The 17,838-nt window shown below is 44.6% G+C and carries 22 protein-coding genes; 6 read left to right on the top strand and 16 right to left on the bottom strand.

Annotated features, from left to right (window positions below; genetic code table 11):
* Window positions 1-67: 67 nt before the first annotated feature.
* The 3 genes from ASF99_RS01500 to nfsA all read right to left on the bottom strand — a co-directional run bounded on the left by ASF99_RS01500 (window position 68) and on the right by nfsA (window position 2,938).
* Entirely contained in the window at window positions 68-778 is a 711-nt protein-coding gene (locus ASF99_RS01500; protein WP_023467211.1) for an NAD(P)H-binding protein, read from the bottom strand.
* Window positions 779-934: 156 nt separating this feature from the next.
* Complete coding sequence (locus ASF99_RS01495; RefSeq protein WP_055966653.1) at window positions 935-2,176, bottom strand: LCP family protein; 1,242 nt, start codon at window positions 2,174-2,176, stop codon at window positions 935-937.
* A 15-nt stretch (window positions 2,177-2,191) separates the two neighbouring features.
* Window positions 2,192-2,938 carry an oxygen-insensitive NADPH nitroreductase gene (nfsA, locus tag ASF99_RS01490; protein WP_023467208.1) on the bottom strand — a complete coding sequence of 249 codons (747 nt, stop codon included), beginning with the start codon at window positions 2,936-2,938 and terminating at the stop codon, window positions 2,192-2,194.
* A gap of 144 nt (window positions 2,939-3,082) precedes the next feature.
* Between nfsA and ASF99_RS01485 the strand changes: the two genes are divergently transcribed.
* A complete protein-coding gene (locus ASF99_RS01485) occupies window positions 3,083-3,994 on the top strand; it encodes a hypothetical protein (RefSeq protein WP_023467207.1) in 912 nt (303 codons plus the stop codon).
* A gap of 88 nt (window positions 3,995-4,082) precedes the next feature.
* Here the strand turns inward: ASF99_RS01485 and ASF99_RS01480 are convergent, their stop codons facing one another.
* Window positions 4,083-4,346 carry a hypothetical protein gene (locus ASF99_RS01480; RefSeq protein WP_023467206.1) on the bottom strand — a complete coding sequence of 88 codons (264 nt, stop codon included), beginning with the start codon at window positions 4,344-4,346 and terminating at the stop codon, window positions 4,083-4,085.
* Window positions 4,347-4,474: 128 nt separating this feature from the next.
* Here ASF99_RS01480 and ASF99_RS01475 point away from each other — a divergent pair, with 128 nt between their 5' ends.
* Complete coding sequence (locus ASF99_RS01475) at window positions 4,475-5,314, top strand: GNAT family N-acetyltransferase (RefSeq protein WP_035398871.1); 840 nt, start codon at window positions 4,475-4,477, stop codon at window positions 5,312-5,314.
* On the opposite strand, the gene ASF99_RS01470 is transcribed toward ASF99_RS01475, so the two are convergent.
* From ASF99_RS01470 to ASF99_RS01455, 4 genes are all read right to left on the bottom strand, one after another.
* The gene (locus ASF99_RS01470; RefSeq protein ID WP_055966652.1) at window positions 5,303-6,238 is read right to left on the bottom strand and encodes a hypothetical protein; all 936 of its coding nucleotides are present in this window, start codon (window positions 6,236-6,238) and stop codon (window positions 5,303-5,305) included. The genes ASF99_RS01475 and ASF99_RS01470 overlap by 12 nt on opposite strands.
* 112 nt (window positions 6,239-6,350) lie before the next feature.
* Window positions 6,351-6,710 (bottom strand): hypothetical protein, encoded by a 360-nt coding sequence (locus tag ASF99_RS01465; RefSeq protein WP_050678267.1) that lies wholly within the window; start codon window positions 6,708-6,710, stop codon window positions 6,351-6,353.
* Window positions 6,711-6,738: 28 nt separating this feature from the next.
* Window positions 6,739-7,224: a GNAT family N-acetyltransferase gene (locus ASF99_RS01460; protein ID WP_055966650.1), complete on the bottom strand. Its 486-nt coding sequence runs from the start codon at window positions 7,222-7,224 to the stop codon at window positions 6,739-6,741.
* A gap of 14 nt (window positions 7,225-7,238) precedes the next feature.
* On the bottom strand, window positions 7,239-7,754 hold the full coding sequence (locus tag ASF99_RS01455; protein ID WP_023467201.1) for a GNAT family N-acetyltransferase: 516 nt from the start codon (window positions 7,752-7,754) through the stop codon (window positions 7,239-7,241).
* Window positions 7,755-8,001: 247 nt separating this feature from the next.
* Between ASF99_RS01455 and murB the strand changes: the two genes are divergently transcribed.
* The gene (murB, locus tag ASF99_RS01450) at window positions 8,002-8,913 is read left to right on the top strand and encodes a UDP-N-acetylmuramate dehydrogenase (protein WP_035398835.1); all 912 of its coding nucleotides are present in this window, start codon (window positions 8,002-8,004) and stop codon (window positions 8,911-8,913) included.
* 55 nt (window positions 8,914-8,968) lie between these two features.
* Here the strand turns inward: murB and ASF99_RS01445 are convergent, their stop codons facing one another.
* The gene (locus ASF99_RS01445) at window positions 8,969-10,192 is read right to left on the bottom strand and encodes an aminopeptidase (protein WP_023467199.1); all 1,224 of its coding nucleotides are present in this window, start codon (window positions 10,190-10,192) and stop codon (window positions 8,969-8,971) included.
* 98 nt (window positions 10,193-10,290) lie between these two features.
* On the opposite strand from ASF99_RS01445, the gene ASF99_RS01440 reads away from it, so the two are divergent.
* Window positions 10,291-10,710 carry a YkvA family protein gene (locus tag ASF99_RS01440; RefSeq protein ID WP_023467198.1) on the top strand — a complete coding sequence of 140 codons (420 nt, stop codon included), beginning with the start codon at window positions 10,291-10,293 and terminating at the stop codon, window positions 10,708-10,710.
* Between the two features lie 36 nt (window positions 10,711-10,746).
* On the opposite strand, the gene ASF99_RS01435 is transcribed toward ASF99_RS01440, so the two are convergent.
* Both ASF99_RS01435 and ASF99_RS01430 read right to left on the bottom strand, forming a co-directional pair.
* On the bottom strand, window positions 10,747-11,583 hold the full coding sequence (locus tag ASF99_RS01435) for a formate/nitrite transporter family protein (protein WP_023467197.1): 837 nt from the start codon (window positions 11,581-11,583) through the stop codon (window positions 10,747-10,749).
* 183 nt (window positions 11,584-11,766) lie between these two features.
* On the bottom strand, window positions 11,767-12,369 hold the full coding sequence (locus ASF99_RS01430) for a hypothetical protein (RefSeq protein ID WP_055966647.1): 603 nt from the start codon (window positions 12,367-12,369) through the stop codon (window positions 11,767-11,769).
* A 136-nt stretch (window positions 12,370-12,505) separates the two neighbouring features.
* On the opposite strand from ASF99_RS01430, the gene ASF99_RS01425 reads away from it, so the two are divergent.
* Both ASF99_RS01425 and ASF99_RS01420 read left to right on the top strand, forming a co-directional pair.
* The gene (locus tag ASF99_RS01425) at window positions 12,506-13,372 is read left to right on the top strand and encodes a YitT family protein (RefSeq protein WP_023467195.1); all 867 of its coding nucleotides are present in this window, start codon (window positions 12,506-12,508) and stop codon (window positions 13,370-13,372) included.
* Between the two features lie 191 nt (window positions 13,373-13,563).
* Entirely contained in the window at window positions 13,564-14,202 is a 639-nt protein-coding gene (locus ASF99_RS01420; RefSeq protein WP_035398843.1) for a CHASE3 domain-containing protein, read from the top strand.
* Window positions 14,203-14,572: 370 nt separating this feature from the next.
* Here the strand turns inward: ASF99_RS01420 and ASF99_RS01415 are convergent, their stop codons facing one another.
* The 5 genes from ASF99_RS01415 to thiD are packed head-to-tail and all read right to left on the bottom strand — an operon-like array spanning window position 14,573 to window position 17,632.
* Window positions 14,573-14,941, bottom strand: coding sequence for an ArsR/SmtB family transcription factor (locus tag ASF99_RS01415; RefSeq protein WP_041254995.1), 369 nt, complete (start codon window positions 14,939-14,941; stop codon window positions 14,573-14,575).
* Between the two features lie 56 nt (window positions 14,942-14,997).
* Window positions 14,998-15,432, bottom strand: a complete 435-nt coding sequence (locus tag ASF99_RS01410; protein ID WP_035398846.1) for a hypothetical protein — start codon at window positions 15,430-15,432, stop codon at window positions 14,998-15,000.
* Window positions 15,433-15,452: 20 nt separating this feature from the next.
* The gene (gene thiE, locus ASF99_RS01405; RefSeq protein ID WP_035398847.1) at window positions 15,453-16,091 is read right to left on the bottom strand and encodes a thiamine phosphate synthase; all 639 of its coding nucleotides are present in this window, start codon (window positions 16,089-16,091) and stop codon (window positions 15,453-15,455) included.
* Window positions 16,081-16,848 (bottom strand): hydroxyethylthiazole kinase, encoded by a 768-nt coding sequence (gene thiM / locus ASF99_RS01400; RefSeq protein WP_055966644.1) that lies wholly within the window; start codon window positions 16,846-16,848, stop codon window positions 16,081-16,083. Before thiM ends, thiE begins: the two co-directional genes overlap by 11 nt.
* A complete protein-coding gene (thiD, locus tag ASF99_RS01395) occupies window positions 16,829-17,632 on the bottom strand; it encodes a bifunctional hydroxymethylpyrimidine kinase/phosphomethylpyrimidine kinase (protein WP_023467188.1) in 804 nt (267 codons plus the stop codon). Before thiD ends, thiM begins: the two co-directional genes overlap by 20 nt.
* Between the last annotated feature and the right edge of the window lie 206 nt (window positions 17,633-17,838).

Here is a 17,838-nt window from a genome sequence, read left to right as displayed (position 1 = left end):
TTCCGTCTTATACGCGGAAATGAGTTCGCTTCATTTTAGAGAATTCACGTTTTAACGAGACAAACAGTTAGTTAAAACGTGGTAATTGTTTTTTGACTTGACGGTTATCTTTAACGCTACCGACAGCTTCCGCTCCCCCTAAGGCCTCATTCAAGGAAGTCTTCCCTTCCTTGACTTCTAGACGTCGATTGAATACCGATCGATTATCGACAGAAGCAACGAGGATCGATGCGACATCCGTTTCCGAAATCGTCGCGTCCTTCGTGTCCTTCAAATCTTCATCGGCTTCAATCAAGCCACGCCCTTCACCTGTTGTGATGGCAACCGGACAAATGATCGTATACGTCAAACCACTATGTTCAATCTGTTCCTCTGCTGCATTCTTAGCAGCGTAGAACGGATAGACATCTTTCTTGAATTGCTCAGGTCGATCTGCACCATAAGCGCTCAGTAGCACGAAATGACGTACTCGCGCTTTTTTAGCTGCATCAATTGTTTTCAAAGCGACTGTTCGATCCAGCAGTTCTATTTCAGTTGCTTCGCCGTCTACTCCTGCGGTCGCCGCACAAATGACTGCATCCTGCCCTGCGACTCCGTGCTCAATGACTTTTTCGAGTTCTGTTTCGATATCGACGTAATGCGCCTTGACACCGAGTTTTTCGAATCGTTCCACCAGATGTTCATGACGAACGATGACCGTGACCTGATGACCCTTGGCAAGCGATTTGACGACGCGCGCTCCAATCGTACCGGATGCACCTACGACTAGTACTTTCATATGGGGGGTCCCTCCTCGATAAGTTAGTCACCTTCGTGGAATGTCATGATGTCATGTCCAAAAATCGTCGATTTCAGAGATAACCTAAAACAATCCACCAAAGGAGCAACGTACATCAATTTATACCCGCAATGAACGGAAGGAAACCCCTCCCCATTAGTTCTTCAATGTGCCATAAAACGTCGTATCGAGCTGATCACGTAGTTCTTGCAGTGCCTTCTCATTCGGTAAGTCATAGAAAATCCCGTTCAGTCGTTGGCTGACGGCTTCGATTTCATAATGTTTTCGTTCTGACATCAAGGCAATCGATAACCCTGCCGTCGCCATCTCGCGGACACTTAAATCAAGGTTCATCTCTTCTTTCATATACGTGTGCGCTGCTGGAATTTTCGACCATCCAGTCGGCTTCATCAAGTGTGTCGCGACGGCTTGGATGACTTCCGACTGACGATTCGCGCGCGCTCCGTCATTATCCGTTTTTCGATGTCTCGAATAGGCAAGTGCCATCGCGCCATCCATATGATATTCCTTCCCTTTTTGGAATGAATACTGATTTGCTTTCCCACTCGCATCCTGCTCGGAGAATGTTCCTGTCGAGACAAGGTCGATTCCGCCGATTTGATCCACTAATCCGATGAAACTATCGAAGGAGATGACGATCTTTCCATCGATCTCTTCATCGAGTAGACCCGAAACAGCATCTTGCGTACATTCTTCTCCACCGAAGGCAAAGGCATGTGTGATTTTATCCTTCATTCCATTCTCACAGGAAATCGGTGTATACGTATCTCGAGGAATCGACGTCAGTTGAATCGTTCGAGAAAGTGGAATGAATTGCATGACCGACAGGGAGTCTGAACGTGATCCACGCAACGACTCTCCAGGTCGTGCATCACTACCGATCAATAAGAACGTGAATGGTTGTGAAGCAAAAAGAACGAATGCGATGAGCAACAATAAAAATAGTCCAAGAAGCTTTCGTTTAAAACGACGTTTTTTCTTGATTTTTTTAGGATGAGCTTCGCGTGAAGAGACGTCAGGATTCTGCTGTACCGATTGCTCTGATCGCCCCGCCTTCCTCGGGCGTCTCGAGCGTTCCCGATTAGCAAACAACCGTGATCCGGCACCCCCGATCATCTGTGCGACCTGTTTAAGCATGCCGCTCCCGGAACGACGCGATGTACTTTTTCGATCTCGCGGTTGCTCTTCGACATATCGATGATACGTAGCCGGTTCTTGCTGCTTCTCAAAGGATTGTTGAGAAAATGATTCGTCCGGCGCGTACGCTTTCGAAAAAGCTTCTTCTTGCCTAGCCTGCTCTTCTTCTTGTCTAGCTTGCTCTTCTAACTGCATACGTCGTCGCTCCAAGCGAGAGCGGTGTGGTTGATGTTCTGCCATTCAGATACCTCCGTATCAATCTTTTGCGATCTGTTTCTCTTTCAAGAACTCGCGGAGATACGTCCGTTTCGGTTCGTGCATCGAGGCAGCCATCTGTTTGACCCACCCTTCTGTCCGTTGACCACCGGTCCGTTCTCCGTAATACGATGACGTTGACTCTTCGTATCCTGTCAGTAACTCACGCATCGTATCGTCATCAGTATACGTATTCCGGTGGAAGACCGCATCCATCGGAAGGCGGGGTTTTTTACCCGGTTGTTGATCCGGAAGACCGACCGCGACTCCGAATAATGGTACGACGTGATCTGGAAGTTGTAAGAGTTCGCTGACACGACGAGCATCATTTCGTAGTGAACCGATGTAGACCGTTCCGTAGCCGAGCGACTCGGCAGCTACGACTAAATTTTGAGCGGCAAGTCCCGCATCGACAGCCCCTACGACAAGCGCTTCCGTCGTCTCGATCGTCCGGCTCACGTCGCCTCCTGCTAGTTCTGCCGCTAACGTATGTTTGTGGTAATCCATACAAAAGACGAAGAAGTAACTGTTTTCTGCCACATATCGTTGACCACTTGCAACGTCGACTAATTGTCGTTTCAATCCTTCGTCTTCGACACCGATGATCGCATAGGCTTGCTGATAAGAGGATGTCGAGGCAGCTTGTGCAGCTTTTATGAGTGTTTCAATCGTCTCTTCGTCTAATTGATGTTGTTTGAATTTCCGGATTGACCGGTGGTTGAGTAAATGTTGAATGGTTTCATTCATGTGTAATCGTCCCCTTCTGTAATGAGTCTTCTTATTTAAGATAGTCGTCTCTGACTAAAAAGCGCAAATGAAGAGGTTCGGTTTATGAAAAAAGCGGGAATTGAATAGTGTTGTACTGTGCTTTTCTTGCGAAGGAGGGCGATCATGAGAATACGGAAACTGCGACTCTTACTAGAACAATATGGCGATACGACCCTTCGCGATATCATCGTCGAAATCTATCGTCAACTCCCGAGACAAGTCATCGAAGAGAAAGAGTTCGACGCCATGTTGACACAGTTCGTGAAGTATAAGGACTTGCAAAAAGAACAGGAACAACCGACCGTCGAACAGACGATTGCTCAGACGGAACGGTTTATTCAATTAGCATACGATCTCCAGTACCTTGAGCCAAATACGATCGTACCGCTTCGCGAACAAAAGAATTGGTATATCACCGCAAAACGCCTGTTGAAGCATTTACGCCATTACGCTCATCGTAAAAACGGAACCCGGATTGCCTTTGAGGAATTTTTCTTTCTTCTTTCGTCGGCTGCCGGGGAAGAACCTTTATTTTTAAGTAATGATCCGTTTCGATTATTGAAAGTCTCGCAAGTCGATTTTTTTCAAGAATTAGTCGGCTATTATAAAAATGATAGTCATGGTGTCGAGTGGATGGAACGCGCCCTCTATACAGCGTTGAAGGTTCCGATGGACGTCGATACCGAGCGCAGTGACCTTTTGCTTGCCGTACTTGCCCATTGCGAGAAACCCGAACATCAAGAAGCATATATCCATTGCTTGAATGCGCATGCTAAAAAACTACAGTCGCATGTTCGGATTGATGCAGACGCTTTATCCACCTATCAAGAAATTCGTTTCGCAGAGCTACATGCTCTCATTTCCCTACGCGCGTTAGATCGAGCTGAGACGATGCTTTTCACTGAATATATCCCATATTTTTCGCATCGCTCGACTCCGTTTCGCTATTACCTCGATCTCCTCGAACGAGCCGGACTCGAACAAGAACACGAACGAATGGCACGCGTTGGTCGAAAAAAACGAATTCATTTCTAAGAGTAGATTCTTCTTGATCACACATAGTAGACAATAAAAGGCAAGTGACGATGGATTCGTCACTTGCCTTTTATTAGTCAGATTCATTTCAATCGGAGGCATTGACGATGCCAAGTCCAACTGTTGCGAGTAATGCAATACAAGCGAATAGGAATGCCATGTCGTTCGGTGAATCGAATCCTTCATAGATCGGTTCTTTTCGATCGACGATAATATGACTTTGTGCTCCATAATCGCCGTATGTCGTAGACATACTGATATCAGGCTCGTCATAATCCTTTGCTTCTCCTACTGTCGCATCCGCGAGAAGTAAAAAGAGTGTTAATCCAATCACGCCCCAAAGATATTTCATAATCAATTAACCTCATTTTCTTAAATAATCCATCTACTTTCCGTTTCAAAAACAATATATAAATACCTTTAATTTACTGTAAAATAATAGGTGAATAAACTTCATATAATTAAAGGAGGACTATGATTTTGTCTATCGTACATTATAATCAACTGTCACGGAATCAAAAACGACATGTTCACCAACTATTACAACATAATCAATGGGCACACGACATTCCTTTTTTTCAATTACTTGAAGGTCATCAATTCGTTTATCTCAAACATGATCTAGTCTATGCGACTCTTGGTTATCGTATTTCAAATGAAATGACTTGTCTGATGAACGGTGCCTACTCAAATATCTCCGCATTTCACCTTCTTGCGAAACACTTACATGAGTATCTTGTTCGTCAAGGTGCCCAACAAATTAAAGTACAGGTCGTTCCGCCTCAAGATGGTGCGCTATCATCGGTTTGGAAAACACTCGGATATACACTTTCTGCTGAACAATTTCGCTTAATCGGAATTTCAAATGACCGTGTATCATCTTTACGCTTTCAACCTATACATGCCCGTAATCAAGAATTATACCTCACTCTTCGAAATCACTCTATAAAAGGATGTGATCATCTTTTTCCATATCATCAAGAACATTATGAACAATTCAGCCATTCAAACACATCACCTTATTTAATATACGACCAACAATTAGTGATCGGTACACTGCTCTATCAAAAATATGGTCGTACGATTCGTCTCCTTGAAATCACGTGTTTGCCCGAGTTGAAATATCAAGGTTACGGTCGGCGAATTTTAGATACCTTTCAAGCCAAATTGTGTAAAGCAAACATCAAGACGTTCGAAACCATTTTTCATTCCACAAACTTAGATGTGTTGAGACTATACCAAAAAAGTACATTTTGCGATATCCAACTTTTTTCTCATTGGCATACGTTTCAAGTTCAAAATAAATCGTTAACCACGTAATCGTTCAATCACTTCATCGTATTCAGGTAACACATACTCCGCATCCATTTCCCGAAAATCAACATGACCCGTTTTACGAAGCACTAGCCCCATCTCGTACAACTGTTCGATATAGGCATCTCCCCATGTCAAGGCAAGTCCAGGTTGGTGATTATGAAAAGCAAGCAAGGCATCTTCAATCATTTCAGAAGCAATGGACGCTTGCATCACACGGTTCAATAAAGATTGGAACAGTACGGTTTGTCGTCCGATCAGCGCATAAAACGGGAAATAATGTTTAGCATAAACAAACGTTGCTAGATAGGCATCCGCCTCAATCGTCTTTAGTAACAATGGTGAAGCGGGACGTTGTAATCGTTCTGCAAGTCCAACGGTCGCCTTGCATTCGCACAGCTGATCCAGCACTCGAACCGTCAACTCCTCTTCGATATCGAGCAATAAGACGAGATCAAGTAGATTCAATTCATGCGTCTCCATGAATTGATCACTGCGTTGAAGATGCATCGTATAAGTAAAGTCCAGCTTTTCAGCAACAAGTGCCCACAACTCGGAATGGCGCGCCGCATATAGACCTACCGGAAAGTGAAGGGGTTGGCGGACGATCGATCGATGCCCTTCAAGTGTATAGACTTGATTGACGTCTAGACCGTATGCTAGCAGCATTTCGAGTAACTGCTGACGATTTTGACACGTGACGAGTGTTTGAAACAGACGATCGACTTCGACGAGTGGTTGTTTCATTTCAAGCGCTATTTTTAAATGAGCAGGTGAATCCTGCTCTAGCGCCCGCTTAATGAATTGTAAGGCCTGTTGTTCCGCATCGTTCAGTTGGGCAACATGTGTCCAAAACATTTCGATGTCAAGTTCCCGGAAGGCTTGTAACGCCGGTGCAATTGATTGATTTTTTATAAAGGGTTTCCACATGATTCCCTCGACCTCCTCATTCCAGTATCTCTTCGTAGTGTACGCAATATCCTATCGTCTTGAAAGCAAAAAATGGAGAATCTTCCGTCGTTTCAGGAAGATCCTCCATTTTTTATTTTTTACCGACTTTTAAATGAGCGTTTCGAAAGACGGCATCTTGTTTTCCTGTCTTTTCAACACTTGTTCCGACAGACCCCAGGTATTCGATTTCATCCTTTGGCTGAATGAACTCATATGTGATGGCAGGTTCACCCCGAAGTCGAACGTGTATGATTTGTCGATGTCGTAAAGAGAATGATGCGCGCACTTCAAGAAAGGAGGAAGCTGATAAATCATGTTGCCGCTCTAAAATCGTCATCAACTCTTTTTCAGAGTCACGATAGTTCCCCTGCAATTGAGCATACGAAATACCGACTCCTAAAGATAGGATACCAATTAGACTAAGAGCGAAAATGACCAGCACTTTCTTCATGACTGATCCACCTCCGAAAAAGTTCATTCTACTTATTCATCGGTTCATCGATCGTCGACGTGAAGTCTTTTTTTGAATCCTTTGCGTGAAACTGCATGTCCACATGTGGAATATCATCTTCTAAATAAGGGTCGGATACGGTTTCGAAACCAAACGATCCGTAAAACCCTTCTAGGTGTGCTTGTGCCTGTAAGTAGATCGCAGCTTCTTTCTGCAAATGAACCATCGCTTTCTCCATCATTTGTCTCGCTAACCCAACCGACCGGTGTGCACGATGAACGGCTACCCGTCCAATCGCGACTCCTTTTGTCGGGTGATCGTACATCCGAAGACATCCGACGATTTGACCACTCTCACTCCGGACGATTAGGTGTGTCGCTTGTTGATCTTGATCATCTAGCTCCGGATACGCGCACTCCTGCTCGACGACGAAGATATCCGTCCGTAATTTCAAAAGTGCATATAAGGTATCAGGTGTCATGGAGTGAAAAGACGCGAAGTTAAATTCGTACATAAAAACTCTCCTCTTTAGTTACGACAAAGTCGTGATAGTTGTCCAGCGTAAATCGTGACAGGAATGCCTCTAAACACCGTATCTTTTTCCCAGTTCAGCCCGTTTACGCGAGCGACATTTTGCGAAGCATGATTATCGGGATGAATGATCGAGATGATTCGATCATGCCCTCGGTTGAACGCCTCCATCATTAGTTGTTTCGCTGCTTCACGACCATAACCGACTTTCCAGTGCTTCGGTTCGAGCCAATAACCGACTTCTAATTCTTCAATTCCATCCACTTCCTGCATCAATAATCCGGCGAAACCAATCGGTTCATTCGTTTCTTTTTTGAATAACAGCAAAAAACCAGTTTGTCGCTCATCCGAGTATCGCTCCAATTGCCGTTCGAACCACTCTCGTGCTTCATCTTCACTCAGGGCAGTACCTCCATTGATATAACGCATGACTTGCTCATTTTGGACAAGCGACTTATAAAAACTGAAATCCTCTTCTTCGAACGGTCGCATCCATAAACGTTCACTTTCCATCGTCATCGCCTCCTTCTATACTTCTCTTTTCCCGAGTTCTTTTCGCTTCATTCCTCTTCCTGACTCTGCTTTCCTTGTGACATTTTTCATTACTAATCGATGACATTCACTCCCTAGTGCTTGCAATTCCCGGCATAAGTCGGTATTTTGGGAACAGTATGTTGAACAACGACCGCACGATTAATGTTAAAATATATTTTGAGCGCATGAGCGCTGGTAGGAATTCATGAAAAGGACTGAGACCATAATGACTGAACAAGTAATGACGGGACTGTATGAAGGCATTTCAAAAGAGTCCGTACTAATCAATGAACCTTTAAAATATCATACGTATACAAAAATGGGAGGAATCGCGGATTTATTCATCATTCCAACCTCTTATGAAGAAACGGCTTTTGTCGTCCGATATGCTTACGAACAAGGTATTCCCTTGACGTTGCTTGGAAACGGATCGAATCTTGTCGTACGTGACGGCGGCATCCGCGGCATTGTCCTCTCCTTTGAGAAGTTAACCGATATCTCGGTTGAAGGACATGAACTCGTTGCTCAAAGTGGTGCAGCAATCATCGAAGCGTCTCGTGTAGCTTACGCGCATCAGCTCAGCGGTCTTGAATTCGCTTGTGGGATTCCAGGAACGATTGGTGGCGCATTGATCATGAATGCGGGAGCATACGGTGGTGAAGTCAAGGATTGCCTCCATAGCGCTACTGTATTGACACGACAAGGAGAACTGTTGAACATTTCGCATGATGAACTCGAACTGGGATACCGGACAAGTTGCTTCTCGAAGAAAGAATACATCATCCTCGAAGGTCGATTTGCCTTAACAGAGGGTGACCCAGCACTAATCAAGGAAGTCATGGATGATTTGACGCATAAGCGAGAAACGAAACAACCACTCGAGTACCCTTCTTGTGGTAGCGTCTTTAAACGTCCAGAAGGCTATTTTGCAGGGAAGCTGATTCAAGATAGCAACTTACAGGGAACACGCATCGGTGGCGCTGAAGTGTCCAAGAAACACGCTGGTTTCATCGTCAACGTCGAGAATGCCTCTGCATCCGACTATATCGCGCTCATTCGTCATGTCCAAGAAACGGTTCAAGAAAAATTCGGTATCTTACTTGAGACAGAAGTGAAAATTATCGGTGAAGAAGCATAACAAGAATCTTACAAGAAAAGGTGAGCTCCGTATTCGGACTCACCTTTTTGTTCGTTTAGATTGACCAGTTTCCGTCACGCATGACTGATTCACGCGTTCCGTCTGCAAGTTCTCCTTCAATCGATAGATCCGCTGATCCAATCATGAAGTCGACATGCGTCATCGAGTCGTTCGCGCCTTGTGCTTCTAGTTCTTCTGCTGAAAGGCTAGGACCATTTTCGAGACACGTCGAGTACGCACGACCAATCGCTAAGTGGCATGAAGCATTTTCATCAAACAATGTATTATAGAATAGGATACCCGAGTCAGAAATCGGCGAACGGTGTGGCACGAGCGCAACTTCTCCAAGATAACGTGCACCTTCATCAAGTGAAATCAAGTCATCTAATGCTTCTTGACCCTGTTTCGCTTCCGCTTTAACGATTTTTCCGTTCTCGAACCAGAGTGTGAACTCATCAATCAAGTTCCCACTATAGCTAAGCGGTTTTGTGCTCGAGACGTGTCCGTTGACTCCTGTCTTTTTCGGTAACGTGAACACTTCTTCTGTCGGCAGATTCGCGATGAAATCAACACCATCTGCATTCGGACCACCGCCACCTAACCAAACATGACGTTCTGGTAATTCGATTGATAATTCTGTTCCTGGAGCTGTGTAGTGCAATGTTTTGTATTTCTTCTCTGTCAGGAATTTTGCTTTTGAACGCAGATTCTGATCATGATCCGCCCATGCAGCGACCGGATCCGCTTGATCGGCACGTGTAGCCTTTAAAATAGCTGACCAGAGCTCTTCAACAGCATTCTCTGAATCAGGGAATACTTTCTTCGCCCAGCTTTCAGAAGGTGCTGCTACGACACACCAGCTGACATTGTCACTCATGACGAACTTCCGCCAATTAGCAAGAGCGACACCGGCTGCTTTATTCGCACGTGCGATTCGGCTCGAGTCCACGCCATTCAATAAATCTGGATCTTCACTGACGACCGATAAGAACGCTGTCTTTTCTTCTGCCAGTTGGTCGTAACGTGCTTTTAACCAATCCGGGAACGTATCAAACGACTCTTCCGGTGCATCGAAATAACGGATTTTCGTCATCTCATCATCTGACCATTGTACATATACTTGCGTAGCTCCTACTTCGTAGGCGACACGCGTGATTTCACGAACGAGCGGCAAATTTTCGATTCCTGCACGCACCTCGAGTTGTTGTCCTGGTTGTAGATTAATTCCCGTACGCACGGCTAAAGACGCGTATTGTTGTAATTCTGCTTGTGTCGGCATTATGTAATCCCCTTTCTTGTATCTTTATTTTCACGAAATAGTTGCAATTTTGCAAGAAATAAGGCGAAACTAGAAAGAGAAGAGAAGGAGGCATCACCATGGAATTCACACCCGGCGATTTTAAATCGGCTTATACGTATTTTCACCGACAGGCACTCGACCTCGTTGGTGATGAAAAAGCACAGCAAGAATTGTTAGTTCGAGCAGAAATCGGACTTGCGCACTTGACGCAAGATATCGCGTCTACAGAAAGCTCGGACATCGAACGCGAGGCAGAACTCGTCCTTTATTTTCAATTAAAACAACTGCTTGAAATGCTTCGTGCTCTCTATCAGAAAAAATTCGAAATGCATGCGGAGCAGGAACAATTGTTATTGACGGCCGTTCTGTACTTTACGTCTCCTGTTGACGCCTTACCGGACGATAACGTCCTCGGGCTCTTCGATGATGCACAAATCGTCGAGACGATTTACGAAGAACTGGCTGCAGACGTCGATCGCTTTCAACATATGGAATGAATGAAAAAAGCAGCTGTCGCGACAGCTGCTTTTTGATTATGCATTTTGTTTCGAAGCAATATGAACAGGTGTCGTGGATTGACGTGATTCATCTACTTCTAATTTTTCTTTATTCAGCCACGTATAGATCATTCCCATGAAGACTGCTCCACCAATGATGTTTCCAGCTAAAGCTGGCAACAGGTTATGCATCGCTCCGGCAAATGTGATCGTATCCGGATGTGGTACGACTAACGCAATGGAGAACAAGGCCATATTGGCGATGACGTGATCAAATCCAGATGCGAAGAAGACTGCGACCAGTACCATCATCATCATGATCTGCGCCAACTCATTCTTCATGTTCTTTGGAATGAAAATCGCTAAACAGACCATCCAGTTACAGAAGATAGCTCGTGTGAAGATTTCCCACGTCGTATGGTGGATCTTCGTTTCTGAGACAGAAAATAACCAGTTGTTCATACCAAGCTCTTGGATGATTCCTGTTTGAGAAAAGAGTAGCGCAAATGCTAATCCTCCAAGTCCATTTCCAATCAGACAGATCAACCAGACCTTCATCGTATCCATCTTCGTCGTATAGCCGCGCATCGTCGCCGTCGTGAAATACATCGTATTTCCTGTGAATAGCTCTGCCCCACCGTAAACGATCAGGACGAGTGCCACTCCGAAGGTCAGTCCACCAACAAGTGTCGCAACAGGTGACTCCGCCATATATAGACCGTTAATTGCTTTTAAGGTAAAAATAATTGCAAATCCAATGAAAATCCCTGCTAGCATGGCACGAACTAAGTACTCGAGAGGACGCATTTGTAGCATGCGCGTCGACTTGATTGCTTTATTCCGTAATCCTTCTAATGCTTCTACCTCGTTCATCGTAGAAACCTCTCTTTCTTTTGTTCAACACTTCACAATGTTTGTTCATTTATTATCATACTTCCATCTTAAAAGATGTTCAAGTATTGAATAGACCTGTTTTATCGTTTTTATAAAAGAACGAGATGTAAACGATATCATTGTGTCGAGATTGTGAAAAATGCCTTTTCTTGCTTTATACAACTAATTAGTTTGAATTCGTAGTCGTGATGCGAAGCGTTCAAAGAAAGTATTTCGCCTTGATGCATCGAGCACATAACCATCAATGACGACCCGATTAAAGCGTCTAGAAGAGGAAGTAGCTCGTTCAATATCGGTCGGAGTGTAGGCGTCGAATGTTTTCCGGTCCATCGTAAAATCTGCACCTGAATACGGATCCGTGTAGTAAATTTCGAGATCGGTCAAATCAGGAATCGTTGAAAATAAAACAAGTGTATGATGCATCAGCACTTTAGATAACCGAGCTTTCAAAAAATCCTGATTCACTTGTAGTGTTCCAGTATCGGTACCAATCCAGGCTTGTCGCTCTTTTCCTGTAACCTCATAAACAAGCCGCAACGATTCCCCTTCGACATCTACCTGTTTTAAATCTGATGAGAACGGAAGTTGTTCGGCTAATTGACGAACCGCTACCGTATTCATCATCGAAGCACCCACTTGTCTCGCTACGAGATCTCCATCATGCCAAATAGACGTTCGATTTTCTTCATCCGATGGTTGAAAAATGCGAATACCAATTAGTATTACTAAACAAATACAACCAATAAGCAAGAACGTTTTTTTCATTTTCATCACCTTCCTAAAAAAACGTACCCTTTTTCATCTTTTTTCATAAGAAGGGTTGAAATTTTATGCATATGGGCGTACTCTTGCAGGCAGATACTCACAGAAGGAGGAGCATGAGGTCACTCATCATATTGCCATGACTACAACACACCCACAGAAAAAGAGAGTTGAAAAAATTAGTTTTTTAATCATCGGTACATTGCTTTATTCCCTTTACATCAGTTTACTACTATCTCCAAATGATATCGGATCAGGCGGTATCATGGGGATCACACTCATCATCCAAGAGCTCTTCCACACGCCAATCGGTTTAACGCAATTGCTTTTAAACATCCCACTCTTCCTTTTAGGTTTTCGTTTTCTGCGTAAACGGTTCATGTTCTTATCCGGCATCATCGTCGTTGCTTCCTCTTTTTTAATCGACTGGATTCCGACTCAAATTGTTCCGGAATCTTTAAATGATCCGCTCGTCGCCTCCATCTTTGCCGGTCTAGTCTCTGGACTTGCGATGGCATTGATATTCTTCGGTGGTGCTTCAACTGGAGGGCTTGATATTCTTGGAAAATTTTTCTTCGCTCGTTTTCATAACTGGCCACTTCCTCGCATATTTCTGATGCAAGATCTTGTCATCTACATCCTTGTTTGGTGGGTGTTTGACTTAAAACACGTTATGTACGCGCTCATCATGAGCTTCGTTCGCGCCAAAGCCCTTCAGACGGTTTACAGTTTCTATTCTGCTTCTAAGCAATGTATCATCATTTGTGAGAAAGCAGATGAAATCAATGAAGTCATTACAAAAGAACTCGGTCGTGGTGTCACGATTCTCGATGCACGTGGAGGATATTCCAACCGAACGAAAAAAATGGTCTATGTCGTCGTTCAAAATAATGAAATCGTCCGTTTGCAAGAGATCGTCTCTTCCGTTGAGCCAAATGCATTCGTTACATTCTCAGAAATTCATACGGTTTTCGGAAACTATAAGGAACATTCCTATTCGTTTTAACCAAGCGCAGCCAAGCTGCGCTTTTTCTTCTACATAAAACAGCTTCTCGGATTGCACTAGCTTTCCTGCTTTTTTATTCAGAATACTGACTTCTTACTTTCCTATCCCTATTCAAAAAATAGACAGGCTTCACTTTTCTTGTAATAGTAGTTAAGCTAATGACATGTCTTTTTATTTAAAGGAATGATTGCATGCACTCACTATGGCGTCAGCGTGTTCTGCTGATTCTTTTGATCAGTTTATTTGCCTCTATACCAATCATTTATGCCTTATCTGGTTATCGGACAATTGCGGCGATGACAGCGCAGATGAAGGATCATGATATACCGTTAATTAATCAAGTCGATCAGTTGGTTGAACATAATCGAGATCGAGCAAACGCAGTCCGCGGCCTCTTATTGTACGAAGATAATCGTTATATTGAACAATATTATTTTTCGACTTCGAAAATTCATGACTTACGTAATAGTCTGAATCAATCTTCGACTACTCCAGGAACAATTAAAGATCTTCTTCGTCGCAACAATGTCTGGGAGTCAGAAATCGAACGGGTTTTCGTCGTATATGAACGCCAAAGTCCAGCAGCAGCAAAACGTCTCGCCAGACAATCGACTCAAACGACTCAGACGATCCTTGAAGACTTATCACGTGTAAAAGATGATTTATATCGAACGCTTCAGGCAAAATTACAACAATCGGATGCGTTAATTGCTACATATAAATGGATGTGCCTCGGCCTGTCAATTCTGTCCTTTTTGATGATTAGTGCAACGATTTTTTTCTTCCATCGCTTCGTTCCTGCCATATCAGAGAAATCAGCACAAGAATAAACAAAAAGGAGCTGACTCAAAAGTCAGTCTTTACAAAGATAAGGGTGGCAGATCATCATTCTGCCACCCTTATCTCGTAACAAAAAGAATGACGCGTCACACGCCACTTCTACAGGAACAAGCGCGATTTTGCGCTATCAGAGACGAACGAGACCTGCTTTTCTGCTGGAATGAAGCAAGAAAGCCAGCTTGTGTCTCGCCTGAGGAAAGGGTCTGAAAAGATGAGTTATTCTTTTTTCGAGTCAGCCTCTTCAGATTATAGAGGCGTCATCTTGATTGACAGGACGAGGTCGATGCTTGTCCTAGGAAAACGATCCGAGATGAACAAAAAAAGCGCAGCAATAGCTACGCTTTTCGTTATTCTAAAGAATCATTCACGTACTGCTTTTCCCTCATGCACATGTTCCATAGCCATATGCACAAGCGATGAGACATGATGATCATCCAGGGAATAATAGACGACTTTGCCTTCTTTTCGGAACTTGACGAGTCCTTGTTTCAACAAAGACCGAAGATGGTGAGACGCCGTCGCAATCGAACAGTCGACAGAGGCTGAGACATCACAAACGCATAGTTCTTCTTCAATCGTCAACGCATAAACGATTCGCAGTCGTGTCGCATCCGAAAGAATCTTAAATAGCTTTCCGATTTCAAGTGTTGGGATCGTATCCACGACTTGTCCGATTTCAGACGCACGTTGTTCGTCAATCGCAATCGTTTCACAACGGGGAATATCCATGTCCGTCACCTCGTTTTTACCTATATTGCACCATGGGAAAACAGAACATTGCAAGTTTAGCGCATGCGCCTACGAATGAGCCAAAATACGAACCATCCTCCAACATAATCTCCGATATCCCAGACGATTCGATTTTGATCGACAGCGCGTACGCCGATATCAATGATTTTCGTACTCTCTAATCGGTTCGAATAGCGCTGTCGTAGCCGAGTCGGAATCGGTAGACGAAGAAGTACCCGGTAATAGATGTCTAAATGAGTATGTCCCCAAATTTCCGTCGCAATCGAGCTCGTTTTAATATACAACGGACGTTTGTAGCGTCTTTCATACTTTTCTTTCAATAAAAGGGCCATCTCATAAGATATACGATTAGGACGCGGAAATAAGACTTTTCCTAGATGGTAGATCCCCTGATTATCGACTCGAATGATTTGTGGTTCTAACCGATATCGAATCCAATAGCCGCGAAAACGGATCGTCTGCCATTTCAATACAATCACCTCTGAACGGATTATACCCTGTTCTGAAGTGATTGATGCCATTCTCGCACAGCATCTGTCATTTGCTGCGCAGCGAGTTGCCGATCTTCTTTAGCGAAAATTTCTGAAATGACGGCGTACCCTTCTAGCGGGATGGGAAGGGTGGAGACATTTGTTGCTGTGATTCCACCAATACCGATTAGAGGTAATCGTACGGCTTCCCGAATCGCCTGAAGCATCGTATGCGACATGGAATCAGCGTCCGCTTTGGATGACGTCGCAAATAGAGATCCCACGCCTAAATAAGAGGCTCCGTCTCGTTCTGCTTCAATCGCTTGTGCAACAGTGGCTACCGACACACCAATTACAGCATCTGGTAAAAGGCGACGTGCTGCGGTTAAAGGAATGTCTTCTTGTCCGATATGCAAACCAGCTCCGACGAGTAACGCGATATCGATCCGGTCATTGATGATCAAAGGAATGTCGTGTCGATCCGTCAGTCTCTTCAACCGAACTGCCTGATCGTAGAATTCCTTTCCTTGTGCGGTTTTTTCTCGTAGTTGCACGATCGTCGCACCACCTAAAACAGCTTCCTCAACGACCGTCTCGATCGCGACGCCAGGATGGTAACGACGATCCGTCACTGCATAGATGGAGTAATCAATTGACACGTTCTGTCACCTCCACCAGTTCTTGCTCCGTCATGAGGCTGATCGCATTGAACAATTCTCGTTTAAAATCACCAAGACCTTGCGCAGAGACTGCTTGTTCTCCTGCTTTTCCCATGACGAATGTTCCGTGAACAGCCGCCTCAAACGCCGTATATCCTGCGCCGAGGAAGCTCGCAATCAAGGAAGCCGTCATACAGCCCGTACCCGTGATGTCTCCTAGACGAGGTGTTCCTACATGTAATTCCATTTCGCGCGTTCCATCCGTGATATAGTCGTTCGGACCTGTCACGACGAGGACAGATTTGTGTTTGCGAGCGAATGCACGAATACTTTCTCGATCCATCATTGCATCTCCCGCAGCATCGACTCCCTTAGTTCGTCCGTCTTCCCCAAGTAACGTCTTGATTTCAGAAGTATTTCCTTTGATGACCGTACACCCGAGATTAATGAGTTCTTTAGAAAAGGCAGTACGTAATGTCGTTGCCCCTGCTCCAACTGGATCAAGAACGATCGGGACATTCAAACGTCCCGCTTCACCGGCTGCAAGTCGTTGAGCTGCTTGCATGTCTGCATCGATCGTACCAATGTTTAAGACAAGGGCTTGCGCGAGTCTAACCATCTCTTCTACTTCGCGAATGTCTTCCGCCATGACGGGTGATGCTCCAACAGCGAGTGTGACGTTTGCGCAGTCGTTGATCGTTACCGTGTTCGTCAGATGGTGAATGAGTGGTTTGTGTTCAAGAATGGTCGTAAACATGTGTATCCCTCCAAAGTGAATGAAAATGATGTGTCGGTCCAATACCTTGTCCGAGAGCAAATCCATGACGAATCGCCTCCGTGACATAGCTCTTTGCTTGTCTTACACTATCTGTCAAATCTTCTCCAAGCGCCATCCGCGCCGCAATCGCCGCAGATAAGGTACAACCAGTTCCATGAGTATGTTGATTGTCTAACCGTTCCGATGTGAAGCGGTGTTCTACTTCCCCATCAAACAACAAATCCGTCGCAGCTCCTGAGAGATGTCCACCTTTTAGTAATACTGCCCCTGTCTGTGTAGCTAATTGATGCATCGCCAGTCGCATTTCATCTAGATTGGTGACCGATCGTCCTGTTAAACGCTCCGCTTCCGGTAAATTTGGTGTGACGAGTGTCGCAAGCGGTAAAAGCTCCGAAATCAATGCTTGTTCGGCTTCCGTCCGTAATAAGGCATGTCCCCCTTTAGCGACCATGACGGGATCTAATATGATCGGAACTGTCTGTTTGCGGAGATGTGTAGCAATGACACGAATCGTCTGCGCATTCGAGACCATTCCGATTTTGATCGCATCGACACGAATGTCTGAGAAAATCGACGTTAACTGGGCATCTACGATTTCTGGAGATAACTCTTCCACCGCTTGAACACCCAGTGTATTTTGCGCCGTGACAGCTGTCAGGACGCTCATTCCATAAACGCCTAAAGCCGAAAAGGTTTTTAAATCTGCTTGAATCCCAGCTCCACCACCGGAGTCGGATCCTGCAATCGTCAGTACATGTTTCATGTTCTTTTCACCTTCCCATCGAGCAATGTAAGGGAGTCGTGACCGACAAAAAAAGCGTCGACCGCTGTAAAAAAGCAGTCGACGCTATACGAAAGCGTTATACACGCATTCCGGTATCCGTTCGGCTCAACTTTCCTACGCTGGTATTATCCAGTTCAGGTAATAGGGTCGAAAACAGATTGGTTTTCCTCTCAGCCGGATTCCTC

It is taken from the genome of Exiguobacterium sp. Leaf187 (assembly GCF_001423925.1).
In the GTDB taxonomy this organism is placed as follows: domain Bacteria; phylum Bacillota; class Bacilli; order Exiguobacteriales; family Exiguobacteriaceae; genus Exiguobacterium_A; species Exiguobacterium_A indicum.
Note: the sequence above shows the minus strand (reverse complement) of the source record. Positions and strands in the feature narration are given on the sequence as shown.

Excerpts from the sequence above, each read along its gene's own strand:
- ASF99_RS01460 (WP_055966650.1), bottom strand. The coding sequence starts at position 7,224 with ATGTACGAATTTAACTTCGCGTCTTTTCACTCCATGACACCTGATACC.
- ASF99_RS01440 (WP_023467198.1), top strand. The coding sequence starts at position 10,291 with ATGGAATTCACACCCGGCGATTTTAAATCGGCTTATACGTATTTTCAC.
- ASF99_RS01500 (WP_023467211.1), bottom strand. The coding sequence starts at position 778 with ATGAAAGTACTAGTCGTAGGTGCATCCGGTACGATTGGAGCGCGCGTC.
- murB (WP_035398835.1), top strand. The coding sequence starts at position 8,002 with ATGACTGAACAAGTAATGACGGGACTGTATGAAGGCATTTCAAAAGAG.
- ASF99_RS01495 (WP_055966653.1), bottom strand. The coding sequence starts at position 2,176 with ATGGCAGAACATCAACCACACCGCTCTCGCTTGGAGCGACGACGTATG.
- ASF99_RS01420 (WP_035398843.1), top strand. The coding sequence starts at position 13,564 with ATGCACTCACTATGGCGTCAGCGTGTTCTGCTGATTCTTTTGATCAGT.
- thiM (WP_055966644.1), bottom strand. The coding sequence starts at position 16,848 with ATGTTTACGACCATTCTTGAACACAAACCACTCATTCACCATCTGACG.
- ASF99_RS01430 (WP_055966647.1), bottom strand. The coding sequence starts at position 12,369 with ATGAAAAAAACGTTCTTGCTTATTGGTTGTATTTGTTTAGTAATACTA.
- ASF99_RS01415 (WP_041254995.1), bottom strand. The coding sequence starts at position 14,941 with ATGGATATTCCCCGTTGTGAAACGATTGCGATTGACGAACAACGTGCG.
- nfsA (WP_023467208.1), bottom strand. The coding sequence starts at position 2,938 with ATGAATGAAACCATTCAACATTTACTCAACCACCGGTCAATCCGGAAA.
- ASF99_RS01445 (WP_023467199.1), bottom strand. The coding sequence starts at position 10,192 with ATGCCGACACAAGCAGAATTACAACAATACGCGTCTTTAGCCGTGCGT.
- thiD (WP_023467188.1), bottom strand. The coding sequence starts at position 17,632 with ATGAAACATGTACTGACGATTGCAGGATCCGACTCCGGTGGTGGAGCT.
- ASF99_RS01455 (WP_023467201.1), bottom strand. The coding sequence starts at position 7,754 with ATGGAAAGTGAACGTTTATGGATGCGACCGTTCGAAGAAGAGGATTTC.
- ASF99_RS01480 (WP_023467206.1), bottom strand. The coding sequence starts at position 4,346 with ATGAAATATCTTTGGGGCGTGATTGGATTAACACTCTTTTTACTTCTC.
- ASF99_RS01485 (WP_023467207.1), top strand. The coding sequence starts at position 3,083 with ATGAGAATACGGAAACTGCGACTCTTACTAGAACAATATGGCGATACG.
- ASF99_RS01465 (WP_050678267.1), bottom strand. The coding sequence starts at position 6,710 with ATGAAGAAAGTGCTGGTCATTTTCGCTCTTAGTCTAATTGGTATCCTA.
- ASF99_RS01425 (WP_023467195.1), top strand. The coding sequence starts at position 12,506 with ATGACTACAACACACCCACAGAAAAAGAGAGTTGAAAAAATTAGTTTT.
- ASF99_RS01435 (WP_023467197.1), bottom strand. The coding sequence starts at position 11,583 with ATGAACGAGGTAGAAGCATTAGAAGGATTACGGAATAAAGCAATCAAG.
- ASF99_RS01470 (WP_055966652.1), bottom strand. The coding sequence starts at position 6,238 with ATGTGGAAACCCTTTATAAAAAATCAATCAATTGCACCGGCGTTACAA.